The organism is Streptomyces sp. NPDC052910 (genome assembly GCF_055585605.1).
The window spans coordinates 500,084-514,657 of sequence record NZ_JBVJJR010000003.1 but is presented as its reverse complement, the minus strand read 5'-3'; the positions used below and the strand labels follow the sequence as shown (position 1 = coordinate 514,657).

Annotated in this window: 16 protein-coding genes; 4 read left to right on the top strand and 12 right to left on the bottom strand. The window is 69.6% G+C overall.

Features of this window, described 5'->3' with window-relative positions:
- Positions 1 to 132 precede the first annotated feature (132 nt).
- The 10 genes from ACZ6X9_RS13300 to ACZ6X9_RS13255 form a co-directional block, all read right to left on the bottom strand.
- Positions 133 to 1,143, bottom strand: a complete 1,011-nt coding sequence (locus ACZ6X9_RS13300) for an alpha/beta hydrolase (RefSeq protein ID WP_469778102.1) — start codon at positions 1,141 to 1,143, stop codon at positions 133 to 135.
- Between the two features lie 458 nt (positions 1,144 to 1,601).
- The gene (locus ACZ6X9_RS13295) at positions 1,602 to 1,919 is read right to left on the bottom strand and encodes an ArsR/SmtB family transcription factor (protein WP_469778101.1); all 318 of its coding nucleotides are present in this window, start codon (positions 1,917 to 1,919) and stop codon (positions 1,602 to 1,604) included.
- On the bottom strand, positions 1,916 to 2,974 hold the full coding sequence (locus tag ACZ6X9_RS13290) for a 3-oxoacyl-ACP synthase III family protein (protein ID WP_469778100.1): 1,059 nt from the start codon (positions 2,972 to 2,974) through the stop codon (positions 1,916 to 1,918). The genes ACZ6X9_RS13295 and ACZ6X9_RS13290 overlap by 4 nt, the downstream gene beginning before the upstream one ends.
- A gap of 45 nt (positions 2,975 to 3,019) precedes the next feature.
- A complete protein-coding gene (locus ACZ6X9_RS13285; RefSeq protein ID WP_469778099.1) occupies positions 3,020 to 4,015 on the bottom strand; it encodes an aldo/keto reductase in 996 nt (331 codons plus the stop codon).
- 97 nt (positions 4,016 to 4,112) lie between these two features.
- The gene (locus ACZ6X9_RS13280) at positions 4,113 to 5,099 is read right to left on the bottom strand and encodes a DMT family transporter (protein WP_469778098.1); all 987 of its coding nucleotides are present in this window, start codon (positions 5,097 to 5,099) and stop codon (positions 4,113 to 4,115) included.
- Positions 5,100 to 5,149: 50 nt separating this feature from the next.
- Positions 5,150 to 5,881, bottom strand: a complete 732-nt coding sequence (locus ACZ6X9_RS13275; protein WP_469778097.1) for an SDR family oxidoreductase — start codon at positions 5,879 to 5,881, stop codon at positions 5,150 to 5,152.
- Positions 5,882 to 5,946: 65 nt separating this feature from the next.
- Entirely contained in the window at positions 5,947 to 6,777 is an 831-nt protein-coding gene (locus ACZ6X9_RS13270; protein ID WP_469778096.1) for a hypothetical protein, read from the bottom strand.
- Positions 6,774 to 7,394 (bottom strand): hypothetical protein, encoded by a 621-nt coding sequence (locus tag ACZ6X9_RS13265; protein ID WP_469778095.1) that lies wholly within the window; start codon positions 7,392 to 7,394, stop codon positions 6,774 to 6,776. The genes ACZ6X9_RS13270 and ACZ6X9_RS13265 overlap by 4 nt, the downstream gene beginning before the upstream one ends.
- A 199-nt stretch (positions 7,395 to 7,593) precedes the next feature.
- Positions 7,594 to 8,286 (bottom strand): HAD family hydrolase, encoded by a 693-nt coding sequence (locus ACZ6X9_RS13260; RefSeq protein ID WP_469778094.1) that lies wholly within the window; start codon positions 8,284 to 8,286, stop codon positions 7,594 to 7,596.
- On the bottom strand, positions 8,279 to 9,055 hold the full coding sequence (locus ACZ6X9_RS13255; RefSeq protein ID WP_469778093.1) for an AfsA-related hotdog domain-containing protein: 777 nt from the start codon (positions 9,053 to 9,055) through the stop codon (positions 8,279 to 8,281). The genes ACZ6X9_RS13260 and ACZ6X9_RS13255 overlap by 8 nt, the downstream gene beginning before the upstream one ends.
- A gap of 212 nt (positions 9,056 to 9,267) precedes the next feature.
- On the opposite strand from ACZ6X9_RS13255, the gene ACZ6X9_RS13250 reads away from it, so the two are divergent.
- Positions 9,268 to 9,891, top strand: a complete 624-nt coding sequence (locus tag ACZ6X9_RS13250; RefSeq protein ID WP_469778092.1) for a TetR/AcrR family transcriptional regulator — start codon at positions 9,268 to 9,270, stop codon at positions 9,889 to 9,891.
- Between the two features lie 1,516 nt (positions 9,892 to 11,407).
- On the opposite strand, the gene ACZ6X9_RS13245 is transcribed toward ACZ6X9_RS13250, so the two are convergent.
- Positions 11,408 to 11,779: a tautomerase family protein gene (locus ACZ6X9_RS13245; protein ID WP_469778091.1), complete on the bottom strand. Its 372-nt coding sequence runs from the start codon at positions 11,777 to 11,779 to the stop codon at positions 11,408 to 11,410.
- Positions 11,780 to 11,982: 203 nt separating this feature from the next.
- On the opposite strand from ACZ6X9_RS13245, the gene ACZ6X9_RS13240 reads away from it, so the two are divergent.
- From ACZ6X9_RS13240 to ACZ6X9_RS13230, 3 genes are all read left to right on the top strand, one after another.
- Complete coding sequence (locus ACZ6X9_RS13240; RefSeq protein ID WP_469778090.1) at positions 11,983 to 12,114, top strand: SapB/AmfS family lanthipeptide; 132 nt, start codon at positions 11,983 to 11,985, stop codon at positions 12,112 to 12,114.
- Between the two features lie 359 nt (positions 12,115 to 12,473).
- Complete coding sequence (locus ACZ6X9_RS13235; RefSeq protein ID WP_469778089.1) at positions 12,474 to 12,941, top strand: MarR family transcriptional regulator; 468 nt, start codon at positions 12,474 to 12,476, stop codon at positions 12,939 to 12,941.
- A gap of 610 nt (positions 12,942 to 13,551) precedes the next feature.
- Positions 13,552 to 13,950: a VOC family protein gene (locus ACZ6X9_RS13230; RefSeq protein ID WP_469778088.1), complete on the top strand. Its 399-nt coding sequence runs from the start codon at positions 13,552 to 13,554 to the stop codon at positions 13,948 to 13,950.
- Positions 13,951 to 14,048: 98 nt separating this feature from the next.
- On the opposite strand, the gene ACZ6X9_RS13225 is transcribed toward ACZ6X9_RS13230, so the two are convergent.
- On the bottom strand, positions 14,049 to 14,363 hold the full coding sequence (locus tag ACZ6X9_RS13225; protein WP_469778087.1) for a hypothetical protein: 315 nt from the start codon (positions 14,361 to 14,363) through the stop codon (positions 14,049 to 14,051).
- Positions 14,364 to 14,574: the final 211 nt, after the last annotated feature.

Here is a 14,574-nt window from a genome sequence, read left to right as displayed (position 1 = left end):
TCTCTGGGACAGACCCGTAACACGACGAAACTTGACCACGTTCGATGACATGTCTCCCCACACCCTCACGCCCACCCCCGCACCCCCAACGCCCACACCCTCAGGCCCGCACCCCCAAACCCCACGCACCCCTCACGCGCCCGGTCCGCCCCCGGCGCCGGACTGGGCGAGGAGCCGGCGCAGCCAGCGGGTGCGGGCGTCACCGGCGTCCCGGCTGAGGGCCGCTTGCGGCGCCAGGCTGTCGAAGCCGTGGCAGCCGCCGGGCCAGACGTGGAGTTCGGCCTGGCCGCCGGCCTGCCAGAGGGCGTTCGCGTAGGCCACGCACTCGTCCCGGAACATCTCGGCCGACCCCACGTCGATGTAGGCCGGGGGGAGGCCGGAAAGATCGGTGGCGCGGGCGGCGGCCGCGTACGACGGGAGGTCCTCGGCGCCGTAGCGGGCGCCCAGGTACGCCTGCCAGGCGGTCGCGTCGGAGGTGCGGTCCCACACTCCCGGGACCGACAGGTGCCGGCTGGAGAAGGTCGCCGCGCGGTCGTCGAGCATCGGGCACAGCAGAAGCTGACCCAGCGGCCGGGGGCCGCCCCGGTCCCGGTTCAGCAGGGCCAGGGCCGCGGCGAGGCCGCCGCCGGCGCTCTTCCCGCCGATGACGACGCGGCCCGCGTCGAAGCCGAGCTCGTCCGCGTGCTCGACCGCCCAGACCAGTCCGGCGTGGCAGTCCTCCAGCGGTTCCGGATACCGGGCCGCGGGCGCCAGCCGGTACTCGACCGAGACGACCGCCATGCCCAGCGGGAGCACCCACTCCCGCAGGACGCGCGGCAACACGGACCACGCGTTGCCCATGATCAGCCCGCCGCCGTGCATGTAGTAAAGGAGCGGCAGGGGCCCGGCCGCCCCGGCGGGCCGGGCGCTCACCAGCGTCACGTCCGGACCGTCCACCGGCCCGGGAACCGAAAGTTCCGTCACCTCGAAGAGACCGTCGGCCCGGAGGCCCTCGGCCGTCGGCCTCGCCCGTGTCGCGGCGTCCCGGCGCTGCCGCGCCGCGAGATTCTCCGGCGTGATCGGCTCCCGCTCGTCCTCCCCCAAGGAAGCCAGGACTGCGCCCAGTTCGGGGTCGAACGGATCCGGTCCGGACGTCGAAGCCACTCGGTGAGCCTTCGCGTCGGCGGCACGGGGCGGGAGCGGGGATGCGTTCCTGGGACCCATGCGGCGTAGCCAATCACACGGGACGCGGCCGAGCCGCTTCGACGGACCACCGCTCGGGCAGCCACCCGCCGAGAAGCACGTCCGCGGGGCACCGCCCGGCCGGCTCGGCTGGGAGCGGGGCGCAAAACTCTCCCGACGCTCGCCGCTGATCAGGCTGCTCCGGTTCTCCGCCTCGCCGCTGTGGGGGGCGTGACCTCGGGCGGCGGGCGCCGACGTAGGCGGCACACTTCGCCAGGAAGGCCAGGAAGGCCAGGAAGGCCAGGAAGGCCAGGAAGGCCAGGAAGGCCAGGAAGGCCAGGAAGGCCAGGAAGGCCAAAAGGTCGGGGACCGCGCGACGGGGAAGGGGAAGTCGGTGGCGCCGGCCGTCTCGGAAGGCGGCCCTGGCGTCCACGTGCGGCTTATCGTCCCGTGTTCAGGAGGAGGGGGAGAAGGCCGGGGTAATGGGCGTCGAGGTGGTCCCGAAGCAACGTGTTGAGGACGGTCGCGCCGCTTTCGGTCTGGGTGATGATGCCGGCTCGGCGGAGGATGCCGAGGTGGTGGGTGGTGGTGGATTTACTGCCTGGGAAGCCGAGGGCGTTGCAGGGCAGTGGCCGCCCGGAGCGTGCAAGGGTGCGGACCGCGGCAAGGCGAGCACCATGGGACAGGGCGCCGAGTACTTGCTCGAGGCGGGCCGGCCCGAGGGCGTCGTCCGCTTGGTGTCGGCGTGCGGTGCTCATCGCGTCCACCTCAGCAGGGTGGTTCCGATGGACATTCCGCCACCGAAAGCGGACAACAGGATGTTCTCTCCTCTGTTGAGGCGTCCGGCGCGGTGAGCCAGGTCGAGGGTGAGAGGGACGGACGCGGCACCGGTGTTGGCGGTGTCGCGCACGACGAGGTGGTGCTGGGCACTGTCGAGTCCGAGAGTGGGAGCGATCTCTTGGAGCATCTGGCCGTTGGCCTGGTGCGGGATGAAGTGGTGGATGTCGTCGGGGTTGGTGCCGGTGCGGTGGAGGATGTCTTTGACGGCTACGGGAAGCTGTTCGGTGACGAAGTCGCGTACGGCGCGGCCGTGCATGCTGAAGTAGTGGGCCGGGTCGTCGGGGGTGTGGTTGCGGGCGGGATGACGGCTTCCGCCGACGGGGACTTCGATGGTGCGGTGCTGGTCGCCGAAGGTGCGCAGACTGCTGCCGAGCAGGCCGCCCGGTGTGTCGACGGGGCCGAGGACGACGGCGCCGGCTCCGTCGCCGAAGAGGACGGCGGTGCGACGGTCGGTGGGGTTGATGATGCGGGAGTAGATGTCGGCGCCGATGACGAGGCCGTATTCGTCGTCGGGAACGATGCCGTGGGCGACGTTGAGGGCGAAGAGGAAGCCGGTGCACACGGCGTTGACGTCGAACGCGGCTGCGTTCTCGGCACCGATGAGGTGCTGGACGATGGCGGCGGTGGCCGGTTGGGGGTGGTCGGGGGTGGAAGTGGCGACCACGATGTAGGAGAGCTGGCCGGGGCGGATGCCGGCGTCGGCGAGTGCGGCGCGGGCGGCGGCGGCCGCGAGGTCGGAGGTGGCTTCGTGGTCGGCGGCGTAGTGGCGAGTGCGTATGCCGGTCTTTCGTAGGACCCAATCCTCGGTGACACCGGTGCGGGCGGCGATTTCCTCATTGCCGACGGTGCGGGCGGGCAGGTAGGAGCCGGTACCGAGGATGCCGTGGCGGTGTTGTGCCGGGGCGGGTGCTTCGAGTGCGCCGCCTTGGGTGTACCAAAGGCCGGAAACGCAGGGCGATGTGGTGCAGGACATGTCCGGTCGCCTTTCTGAGCGTGGTGGGTGCGGTCGTTCGCGAAGTCAGGTGCCGAGCAGCCGAAGAGCCTTTTCGCTGTAGCGGGCGCCGTGGGCAGCGTCGGGCGGCAATGCCCGCGAGAGCAGGCTGAGATGGTCGCCGGCGAGACGAAGGTCAGTGGCCCGGACGTTGTCGAGCAGGTGGTGGATGCGCTTGGTGCCGGGGATGGGCACGATGTCGTCGCCCTGGCCGAGGAGCCAGGCGAGCGCGATCTGTCCGGGCGTGGTGTTCAGATGTCGAGCGAGGCGGTGGACGTGGTGAAGCAGGGTGAGGTTACGGGCGAGGTTGTCGCCCTGGAAACGGGGGTCGTGGTGCCGGTAGTCGTCGGGGGCGAGGTCGTCCAATGAGGTGAGGGCACCGGTGAGGAAGCCGCGGCCCAGAGGGGAATAGGGGACGACGGTGATGCCGAGCCGGCGTGCGGTGGGGAGGACGTCGTGTTCGAGTGAGCGCTCCCACAGGGAGTACTCGCTCTGCAGAGCGGCGATGGGATGTGTGGCGTGGGCTCGCTCAAGGGTGGCCGCGCTGACTTCGGACAGACCGAGGTGGCGGATCTTGCCTTCGGCGACCAGGTCGGCCATGGCGCCGACGGATTCTTCGATGGGGATGTCGGCGTTGCGGCGATGCAGGTAGTAGAGGTCGATGTAGTCGGTGTTCAGGCGTGTGAGGGAGTCTTCGCAAGCCTGGCGGATGTAGGCGGGACTGGAGTCGATGACGGCGCCGCCGCCGGTGCCCTGGGGGCTGACGGAGCGGATGCCGCATTTGGTGGCGAGGGTGATGCGGTGCCGGTGGGGGGCGAGGGTACGGCCGAGGAGGTGTTCGTTGTGGCCGTTGCCGTAGGCGTCGGCGGTGTCGAAGAGGGTGATACCCAGGTCGACCGCGTGCAGCAGGGTTTGGCGGGCGGCTGCTTCGTCGCGGAGCCCGTAGAAGGCCGACATGCCCATGCAGCCGAGCCCTAGGGCGGAGACGTGCGGACCGTGGGTACCCAGGCGGCGAGTGTGCATGAACGCTTCTCCTGTGAGTGTGCCAAGGGGTCGGCGGGGCGGTGCCGGGGGTCGCAACGCTCCGCCGACCGGTCTTCGCGTGCCGGTGTGCCGGGTCTCAGCTACCGGAGGGCGCCGGGATGGCCTCGGCGGTGGTGGAGGGGCCGGCGGCAGGAGCGGTGGCACGGCCGGCGCGGGCTGCGTGGCGACGCGAGGCGATGTTCGCTCCCAGGAGGGAAACCATCACCAAGGCGATACCGGTCAGTTCGGCCCCTGTGGGGGTGTGCCCCTGGAAGGCGGAGATGACGAAAGCGGTGACGGGGACCAGGTTGATGAACAGCACACCGTTGGCCGGTCCGAGGTTGCGGTTGGCGATGTTCCAGCTCAGGATCGCTACGGCAGTGGCGGGGAGGGCGACGTAGAGGATCTGCCACCAAGAGGCGGTGTACGCGCCGACGCCGAAGCTACCCACCCAGCCGGCGGCCTGACTGACGGCGGTGATCACCAGGATGCTGATGGTGCCGGGCAAGCAGCTCAGCGCGGTGTACCGCAGGGGGGACCAGGTGGGAAACTGAGCGGCGCTGGTGGTGTAGACGACCCAGCAGATCACGCCGATGAGGGTGAGCAGTCCGCCGGTGCCCAGCCCGCCGGAGAACACCGCCAGCGGGTTGCCGTTGCCCAGGACGATGGTCAGCCCGACCAGGGCGAGGACGACGAAGCCGAGTGCGACCGGTGCGGGCGCCTTCTTCGTCCTGGCCCAGAGCACGAGCACGGTGACCAGCGGCATGGTGGCCACGATCAGGGAGGAGCTCTGGGCCGGCATGGACTTGAGGCCGACGTAAGTGAGCAGGTTGAAGCCGGCGAACCCGATCGTGCCCAGTAGCCAGACCTTGCCCAGACTGCCCTCGTAACGCAGGGCCTTGGTGCCTTCCTTCAAAGCCAGCAAGGCCACGAAGATCACCGTGCCGAGGGTGAACCGGACGGCGGTCAGATGGAAGGGGTCCAGGTGGTGGTAGGCGGACTGGGCGACGGTGAACATGCCGCCCCAGGCCAGGGCGGTTGCCAGGCCGCCTGCGGCTCCGGCGACGGTCTTTGCTGAGGACATCACTGAGTTCTTTCGTCTTGGAGGCCGGGTGTTCGGTGGTCGGTCCGGGGTCAGACCCAGCGCCAGGCGTCCAGTTCGATGGAGGACGGGTGGGCCCGGGAGGAACTGGCGAGGATGGCCCAGGTGGCGTCGGCGACGTCTTCGGCGGAGAGCATGCGTTCCCGCTGCTCGGCGTCGTAGGAGACATGGGCGGCCATGCCGTCGCGGAAGTTGGTGTCCACCTTGTCCAACACCAGACTGGACACCTTGACGCCCCAGGCGCGGGCTTCTTCGGCCAGGCACTTGGTCAGGCCTTCGACGCCGTACTTGGAAACCGAGTAGGCGAGGGTCCCGGGGGCGGGGCGCCGGCCCCATATGGAGGACATGTTGACGATGACGCCCGAGCCGGCTTTGCGCATATGCGGCAGGACGCTGCGCGCCATGAGGAAGTAACCGGTGAGGTTGGTCTGCAGAGTCTGCTGCCACTGGTCGACGGTGCACTGCTCGATGCCGCCGAAGTGGACGATGCCGGCGACGTTGAGGAGGTAGTCGATTCCGCCGAAGCGGTCGACGGCCTCGGAGACGGCCTGTTCCACGGACGCCGGGTCCGCGACGTCCAGAACACTGGTGTGCACCCGTTCCTCGGGCCACGCCTCCCGGCCGACCGCGTCGCTCAGGCCCTGTGCGTTGTCGGAGTGCAGGATCAGGTTGATGCCTTGGGAACCCAGACGGCGGGCCAGGGCAAGGCCGATGCCGCGGTCGGCGCCGGTGATCAGGGCCGTACGACCGGCAGATAGGGACATGACAGTCTGCTTTCCTTGCGGGTTGAGGTGAGGCGGATGGCGCGGCCGGAGGCCGGTGCCGGGCGTCAGGCGTGGGTGGTGAACTCGCCGAAGTGGGGGCCACGGAGTTTGAGCTGGGCGTGGATGTCGCCACCGAGACCGAAGTGGCCGATGGCTCCTCCGTAGTTCTGCTGGTAGCTCATCCAGAGCACGACCACGTTGATCACCCGGTTTGCTCCGGGGACATCCGGCGCGGGGAAGGGATCGGGCAGGACGGCCTGGTAGTGGCCCATGCCGTGCTCATCGCTGTAGAAGGCATTGGGCACTCCCAGCGGGCCGGGCCGGGTCGGACCGGCGGGGTCCAGGTCGCGCTCCCGCAGGGACATCACCGTGTACACGCTGTCGGGGATCAGCCCGGTGAAGGAGAACCCGAAATGTGCGCTGCGCCGGTCGGGGGTGAGCGTGACGTCGAGCTGCCCGCGTGCTCTGAGCCACTGGCCCAGCGTGATCGGGGCCCTCGGACGAGGGCCGTCGGAAGCGCGCAGATCGGGGATGGGCGCCCGGTGCAGCGGGTAACTGGGGCGTTCGACCGTATGGGCGTCGGGGCGCTGTTCCGGTGCGAACAGCATGGGGTAGTTGTTGCAGGGCAGCGGCAGGGGCAGTGTGTACAACTCCCGTTGCCGGTCCTGTTCGTCGAGTTCCTCGGGAAGCTCGCGCAGGATGGTGTACGGCAGGTCCTGGCCGAGCGGGGGCACCGGGCTGTCCGCGGAGACCACCGCGCGGCCCCAACGGGAGCCGGCGGGGGTGTTGAGCCGGCCGATGACGACGAAGTTGCCGTCCTCGTCCATGATTTCGCTCGGCGGGTAGGCGGGCCCCTGCGTGGTGACGCTCAGGTCGTAGGAGCGGCTGGTGGTCACTGTCCCACCCGCTGGTAGAACTTGGTGTACAGGCCGCGGTCCCCGCCGGTGATGTACCGGTCGCCGGCCTGCTGGACGATCTCCTGGTAGCGCGGCGAGGTGAAAGCGGTGTTGTACTGCTCGGGCGGGCAGTCGAAGCCGGAGATGAACATCACGCCCGGGGCGCTGCTGAACAGGGAGTGGTAGGCGAGGAAGACCTCGACATCGTCGTGGCCGCGCACGACGTCGAATATGGTCTCCTCGCGCCAGGCCCGGTAGGCCGCGAACTGGGCCGGCTTGACCTCGACGTGTCGCATCTGCACATAGCGGGTCTGCGGCACCGGGACGTCGGTGGGCTTGGGCGCCTCGACGAACTCGAGCAGCTCGCGAGCGAAGTCGCCCTCGGCGAAGGGGGCCAGCGCCTCGAACTGCCGCTGCCAGCGGTCCCGCAGCGCCTCGACCTCGGTCAGGGCGGACAGGGGCGTGAACTCCAGCAGCGAGGTGCCGTCCAGCCCGCGGTACAGGCTGCGGCCGGTTTCCCGCCCGTCGCTCTGCAGGCGCTGCCAAGCGGTGACGGCCTCGTCGACCCGGTCAGGCTTGACGGACAGCTCGGAGGTGACGATCAGGGATGCGGACATGGCGGATTCTCCTCAAGGGATCGGTGAAGTGACAGGCGGTGCGCTGTCATCGGGTTGGTGACGAAGACTTGCGTCGGGCAGGACGCGGGACCCGGGGGAGCCGTGAAGCCGGTGCCCCGGGGCCCGGGAAGAGGCCATGGGCGCGGACATGCGGAAGGGGGCGCCCCGAAACACGTCCCTGCGGCGGGAGGGAGCCGGGTCAGGCGGCGACCGGTACGGACGGCAGCCGTTGCCAGCCGCGCTGTTGGGCGAGGCGGACCATGCGGGGCTCGTCGCCGACCACCACGGCCGTCCCCGCGGCCTCAAGCAACGGCACGTCACTGAGGTGATCGCCGTACGCGGCCGACCGCTCGGCCGGGATTCCGTGGAGGTCCAGCCAGGCACGGGCGGCCCGTGCCTTTCCCTCGCCGATCATCGGTTCGGTGACCTCGCCGGTCAGCTCCCCGCGTCGTACCACCAGGGGAGCGCCGAGAACATCACTGGCTCCCAGGTGTTCGGCGATCGGGTCAAGACAGGCGAAGAAGGAACCGGAGACGAGAACGGTCGGTACGCCCAGTTGCCGCAACCGGGTCTGCTCCGCGACCGGGTCCCGCAGCCAGAAAGAGGCTTTGCCGCTCTCCTCGGCGAACCACCGGGCACCCAGCCGGGCCAACTCCCGTACGGACTCGCCGGCATACAGGCGGTAGTAGGCGCGGTTGACGTCCTCGCGGCCGGCGCCCAGCGTTCCCATGGTGCGCAACTCGCCGGACAGGCGCTGGTAGGTCTGGGGAGTCTCCCCCTTGGCGTCAAGGAAGAACGCCAGGAAACCGAACATGCTTTTGAGAGCGATCAGGGTTTCGTCGACGTCGAAGAACGCGGCCCGCGGATCGGCGCCGTGCCCCTGTTCAGACACCGGCCAGCTCCGGCACCGTCGCCGCGGTGTGTTCGACGCTGCGGGCACCCCGGCGGTGCTCCTTCGGCTTGAGTACCTGCTCGTCGAAGGCGCTGAAGACGATGCGGCTGACCGAGGCCCGGCTTCCCGCTTGCATCACACTGACCTCGACCTCGAAGGACAACCGCTGCGGATTGCCCACGTGCGCGGCCTCGACGCGGTAATCGATCCGCGCGGGCACCGGGAAGAGGAAGTTTTCGAAGTCGGTGTTCATGGACTCGATGACGTAGTAGTAGCGGCGCTCCGGGTGAGCGCAGGCGTAGAAGCGTTCGCTGACCGCGAGGAACATCTGCCGGGCGGCTTCCACGGCCACCATGCCCTGCACATGCTGTCCGGTCTGGTGATCGAGCAGCAGTTCGTTGTCGTTGTGGAGACGCATCGATGCCGTGAAGTTCTGGTCGTCCACCCGGCGCAGGTCGGCTATGAGCGCGTTGGCCTCACTGCGTTTGTGGCACTCCGCCCGGAAAGCGAGCTGTGCAGTCGGCCGCACGAGCGCCATGCGCTCCTCCAGCCCGCGCGAGCGGACCTGCTCACAGACCATCTGCCACTCGAAGTCCCCCACTCCCTGACCGGCGCGGACGGTCACCCGGCCGGTGCCGTAAGCACCGGAGTGCAGGCCGGCGAGAAACTGCGAGACCGTGACGACGCCGTCCTGGGCGGCGAATCCGGCGAACCGGTCCCCGACCACGACAAGCACCTGCGGTCTTGCCTCAATGATGATTTCGGACATAACGGTACCCCCCGCGTTCCAAAGAAAAAGTCATCCCCGCGTGCTGTCGCACGGTGGCCGCGCTGTGTGAGCCGGCGTTCACCCAGGGGCCTTGCGGTCCCTCGCGGTGGTGATCACGTTACAGAGAGCATCAGAGGCACGCAACCATCCAGTTGGTTCTTTGCCTCTGTTTTAGGACAACTGGTTGGTTGGACGCCTCGTAGAGTGGAGCCATGCAGACAGAGAAAACCCGCATCACCCGGCGAAAACTGCTGGATGCCGCCCGGAACGAGTTCGCCCAGCACGGCATCAGTGGCGCGCGTGTGGACCGCATCGCGGCAGCCTCGGGAGTGAACAAGCAACGTATTTACGCCAACTTCAGCAACAAAGAAGGACTGTTCTCGGCCGTGATCGCCGACGCCTACGCGGAGCTCAGCGACAGCGTTCCGATCCCCGCCACCCTGGACGAGGCTCACGAGTACGTCGGCGCGATCTTCGACTACCACGCCAAGGCCCCCGCCCTGGCCCGGCTCATCGCCTGGGAGGGCCTTCACTACGGAGGTCAGGACTTCCCCAACCGCGACACCCGTGTGTCCTACTACAAGGAGAAATGCGCCAAACTGAGCGAGGCCCTGGGGCTGGCCTGCCCCAGCAAGGCCGCACACCTCGTCCTCACACTGGTGGCCATCGCCACCTGGCCGTACGTCGCCGAGCAGCAACGAGCACTCCTCACCGCGCAGGACACGTCCCCCGATGCCCTGCGAGGCACACTCGTTCTTCAGGGAGCAGCGGCCATCGACGCCGTCGTTGCCGCTTCCGAGGCGGCACTCAGGGGCCGGCAACCCGCCGGAAAGTAAGCGGGTTCGGCCACGGAGGGCCCCACGAAGGCCTCTTCGTCCGGGTGCGACACAGCCGTGCCACGGGCCGGCCACGGGCAGCGGCGCCGGAGCGAACGCAGTCCACAAGGAGCAGAGGGATGACGGAGCCGCGTGCCGCCTGCCGTTCGACGCACCCCCCGCTGCTCCGAGCCCGGATCGCCGCGTCGTTCCGGGCTTACGCGGGGGGCGCCATCCGCAGGCGGGTGCAGCCGGAGGGCGGTGGCGTGGCGGCCGCCGCCGCACGCCGTGGTGGTGTCGTCCGGCGCCCGTGGTCTCGACCGTCATCGCGCCGGCGCGGCGAGCGGCGGCAACCCCCGCCGGGGCCGACCTCTCCGGCGTGCCGGCCTCTCCGGCGTGTTGCGGGAATCCGCAGACCTTGTGCCACGGACGCGGTCGCCGCCGGTCGAGACTGTGTCGGCCCACGGCGCGGGTCGGGGGACGTGTACTTCCCGGCGTTGGCAAAACACGAGGTGAACGGTGTGGTGCCCGTGTCGTGAGGGTGACCGAACCGGCAAGAAGCCGCTCGGGCTGAAGCAGTCGACTCCGTCGACCGCGCCGCGTCCGTCGCGGTGACGCTGCCGAGTGCGGCTGTGAGTGCGAACGGCCGGATGCCGGATGACGCCCGCCCGACGCCGACGTGGCTGCCCGCCCACCAGAGCTTTCACCACGGTCATCTCCGGCGGCATCGAGGAGCGCCCGGCCCGGAACACGGGCACGGTGAGGTCTGCCAAGCCGGCGTTGCACGGGACGACCGGCCCTTACGGTCCGCCCCCGCCGCCTGCGCCCCGCGCGGCCCGGCGGTGTCCCGCTCGTCCTGCGCGGAACGCGGCCGGCTGCCGTGCCCGGTCGCAACGATGACGGCGGCATGCAAGCCGCAGCCGGTCACGAGGCAGTGCGTCCGTCCCGTCCCCGCCGGGTGCGTCCGGTGGCGATCAAGGACCCCTGGCAGAACCCCGATACCGACGACTTGGGGACGCCTGGAGCGTCGCCCAGGGCGGATTCGCGCTGGACCGCCGTTCGATGACGACCATGCCGGTGACTGCCGCATGCGAGTACGGCCGTAGCTCGTGGTCCCGCCCCGGTCTGCCGCTCACGGCCCGTACTAGAGGTCCATCCCTCCGGCGGCCTCGATGAGCCAGAACAGTGGACCGCGGCCGAAGGGCCGACCGGTGGTGGCCACGCGCACCCAAGCCGGCGCCCGCCTCGCGGTCTCGGCAGTGGGAGGCGGGGCGGGGTGCGGGGGATCGGTGCGCGGGTGCGGCACGTGCGGGGACCGGTCGGTGGTCGCCTGGGCGTGTGGGGGTGCGCGCCTGTGTGGACGCCGCCGGGTGCGGCGGCTCGGCGCCTCGGCCCGGTGGCAGGCGGCCGCATCCACCGGCCGCCCGGCGCCGGCAGGTCCACCTCGGCACCGATACCGCTGCCGCGCTCCTCATCCGGCTCCCGGCGTGACCGGGTGGCGCAAGGCCGGAGGGACTGTCACACCCGGGTGGCGCGCCTATCCGCGGCGGAAGGCGAGCTGCGTCACGCCGTTGTAGCCGTAGCTTTCCGGGTGCATTTCGTAGAGCGCTACGCCGGCGACGGACGGCAGCAACCCCAACGTGGCGCGCAAGAGTTCATAGCTTCGCTTGATGAAGCGGGCTTTCTCGTCCGCGCTGTTGGTTCCCGCCGTGATGCTCACTTCGACGTGCGCGCCTGTGGCCTCCCGGAGTGGCTCCCCGCCGACGTAATAGCGGTCGGCAGGTACGAGGTCGAGGTGGACGGTGGTCCGTTCCAACGGCTTGTTGAGGACGGTGACCGCCAAGTCGGTGAAGCCCTTGGCAAGGGTTTCCTGCGTGGCGGGGTCGAGTTGGGGGTCGCTGATCGTCACACGAATGAAGGGCATGCGTGAACACTGTCCTGACCGGGCCCGACGCGTCCAGCCAATTCGGGTCCGGCTGTGGAAGGAGGGCGGGCAGGGGCGCACGCGCCGCGTGGGCCGGGCTCGCGGGCGCGCGAGCCGGATGGAGCCGGCCGCGACGGGTAGCCATGAAGGCCGGAACGGGTAGCCATGAAGGCCGGAGGTGACAAGGAATGGTTCTCCTTGACCTGCAAACCATGAAGCCCGGGCGGGGCGAAGAGGAACTCCAGCAGTTCGGGGCGAGCGTCGGCAACAGCGACGTCAGTCTGTTGCTCTGCCCCGAGGATCCGGACGACCTGACGTGAGGCAGTGTGGGGGCACCTGTCGACGAGTGTCCCCACACCCTCTGCGCTCCTCCGCTGAACAGCGGTCATCTGAAGGCGTTTCCGGCTCAGCACCTGTCGTGAGTGACGAGAGAGTCATCAGGGGGCTGGGGAGGGATCGACGGCGAGATCGGTCCCGGTGCGCATCCGCCGAGTGAACGGAACGTCGGCCGAGCCGGCGGGGTGTGCCCGAGTCCGGCCCCTGGAGCGGCGGCTCCCCGCCCTCGCGCCGACGGTGTCATGCAGATCATCCGCTTGACCTCAACCATCCTTGAGGTTCTACGGTTTCCGCATGACCTGCACGAAGTGCAGGATCGCACCAAGTGGCAGGAGCTCATCCCATGACGACCCAGCAGATGCCCGACGCCGAACTCGCCGGACAGCCCGCCGCGTACTGGACCGGTGTCGCCTACGAGGCGCTCATCGCGTACACGCGGGCCCGGCAGGCCGAAAAGGGCTACACCCAGCCCCAGTTCTGGCTGCTGCGCAATCTGTCGGTGAACGACATCTCGCCCGACGGCGAGGGGATGACCCTGGACGAGCTGCGGAAGGCGATGGCCTCCTACATACGTGCCGAGGACGACCTGGCGGCAGAGGCCGAGGTGCTCCTGGAGCGTGGCTGGCTGTCCCGCGACGCCGACGACCGGCTGTGGATCACGGAGGCAGGGGAGCAGGCCCGCGTCGACCTCGCCCGCAACGCCCCCGCGATCCGCGCCGCCCTCCACGAGGGCATCGACGACGCCGACTACGTCACCACCCTCAAGGTCCTCCAGCGGCTGATCCGCAACGCGGGCGGGACGGTCGCCTGACGGGCGGAGGGCCCGGGTGAGTGCCCGGGCCGGGCGCCCGGCCTCCGTCGAGGTCGCGGCGGGCCGGCCACGGCGGGCAGGCCACCGCGGGTACCCGGCGCGGACATGACGCCGGCGCCCGGCTCGCCAGGCGGCGAGCGGGCCCGGTCGGCCCCCGGCAGCCTTGGGTGAAGCCTGTCGACTGAGCGGGCTCAGCCGTGTCCGCCCGGCTCGAGTCCGCCCGGCTCGGCCGGGCGCTGGGGCCGAAGACCACACGCCGAGCTGTTGTCCGGCGCCGTACTCCTCGAACCGTTCCGCCTGCGTGCGTCCCGACTTCGCCGGGCGAGGCGCATCGCGCGGTCGTCGGCGGCCCGGGTGCGGAGCGCCACCGCCTCGCCGGGAAACACGTCGGCGGACGAGCCGAGTGTCGCCGCGCACGCCTCGGCGGCATACCCGCGCCCCCCACGCGTCCGCCGCGGCTCCGAGTCCGGTCACGGAGGCGACCTTTCGTACGCGTGTGAACAGGGTGCGGGAGGGAGTAGATCCAGTTTGCCGCATCAGGCGTCTCCCACAACGGAGTTGGAGGGGGTGGCTCGCACCAGGGGCGGTCGGGTTCTGCCATCATCGGTGGATGTTGAGCGTCGGAACGATCGTGATGGGGGTTGCCGACGTCCGGCGGGCCGCCGAGTTCCGGGGTCGGGCCCTGGACTACGTCCCCCGTGATGGCGAGATCGGGGGTGAGTGGACGGTATTGGTGCCGGCCGTCGGCTGTGGCGCCGCTCTGGCCCTCGACCTGAGTACGACGCCCGTCCAGGAGCGGCCGAGGGTCCACCTGGACCTCCATGCGGACGACGCCGCCGATCAGGACGCCGAAGTGATGCGCTTGATCTCCCTGGGCGCCGAACGCGTCGACCGGGACTCTCACCCGGAGGGCGCCGACTTCGTCGTGCTCGCCGACCCCGAGGGCAATCGCTTCCGCGTCATCGGCGCCCGTCGTAGCCCGCGGGCATCGGGGCCTGGAGGCGGGTGACGGCGGGATGCGTGTGAGTGCGTCGCATCGGTGCGGGCGCAGGGCGGCGATGGCGATCGTCGGTGGTGCATTCCGATACGGATCGCCTGGGACGGGGTCTAGGCGCGGGCCGCGGTCTGCCGCCGGATGCACTGGTACAGCTTTTCCCAGTACCCGGCACCCGAGGCCGTTTTGATCGGCGGCACGTTACACGTCCCTGGAAGCAAGTTGAAGTAGGTGTGGACCTCCCCCTTTGTCATGCCGCAATCTTTGGTGAGCTTACTCGTCGCCCCTTTTTCGTTGAACTTCCCTTGGGCGTTCGCAAATCCGAACTCCTGAAACGTCTCCTGCCCCGCGGATGCAGGCGCTCCGGACTTCATTTTCGCTTCATGAATGCGCTGGAGGTCGTTGATGCATGCCTTGAACTTCTCCATGTCGACCTAGGGAGCCGCGGTACTGGCCTGGGCGCTGACGCTCAGCCCACACGTCAGCAGGGCCGCTGCGAGAACGGCCGCCAGACGGGCGGGCAGCGATACTGAGGTCATATTCTTGCCTCCGCGCGTTCGTGTTGTGAGAATGCCCTGCCCGTGAAGAGGTGGGAGTGTTTCATGCATGTCCGAGGCCGCGAGCAGGTAAACCGGCCGT

Bases quoted from the DNA above. Each gene is read 5' to 3' on its own strand.
- ACZ6X9_RS13295 (WP_469778101.1), bottom strand. From the start codon at position 1,919: ATGAGCACCGCACGCCGACACCAAGCGGACGACGCCCTCGGGCCGGCC.
- ACZ6X9_RS13290 (WP_469778100.1), bottom strand. From the start codon at position 2,974: ATGTCCTGCACCACATCGCCCTGCGTTTCCGGCCTTTGGTACACCCAA.
- ACZ6X9_RS13285 (WP_469778099.1), bottom strand. From the start codon at position 4,015: ATGCACACTCGCCGCCTGGGTACCCACGGTCCGCACGTCTCCGCCCTA.
- ACZ6X9_RS13280 (WP_469778098.1), bottom strand. From the start codon at position 5,099: ATGTCCTCAGCAAAGACCGTCGCCGGAGCCGCAGGCGGCCTGGCAACC.
- ACZ6X9_RS13275 (WP_469778097.1), bottom strand. From the start codon at position 5,881: ATGTCCCTATCTGCCGGTCGTACGGCCCTGATCACCGGCGCCGACCGC.
- ACZ6X9_RS13265 (WP_469778095.1), bottom strand. From the start codon at position 7,394: ATGTCCGCATCCCTGATCGTCACCTCCGAGCTGTCCGTCAAGCCTGAC.
- ACZ6X9_RS13255 (WP_469778093.1), bottom strand. From the start codon at position 9,055: ATGTCCGAAATCATCATTGAGGCAAGACCGCAGGTGCTTGTCGTGGTC.
- ACZ6X9_RS13250 (WP_469778092.1), top strand. From the start codon at position 9,268: ATGCAGACAGAGAAAACCCGCATCACCCGGCGAAAACTGCTGGATGCC.
- ACZ6X9_RS13240 (WP_469778090.1), top strand. From the start codon at position 11,983: ATGGTTCTCCTTGACCTGCAAACCATGAAGCCCGGGCGGGGCGAAGAG.
- ACZ6X9_RS13235 (WP_469778089.1), top strand. From the start codon at position 12,474: ATGACGACCCAGCAGATGCCCGACGCCGAACTCGCCGGACAGCCCGCC.
- ACZ6X9_RS13230 (WP_469778088.1), top strand. From the start codon at position 13,552: ATGTTGAGCGTCGGAACGATCGTGATGGGGGTTGCCGACGTCCGGCGG.
- ACZ6X9_RS13225 (WP_469778087.1), bottom strand. From the start codon at position 14,363: ATGGAGAAGTTCAAGGCATGCATCAACGACCTCCAGCGCATTCATGAA.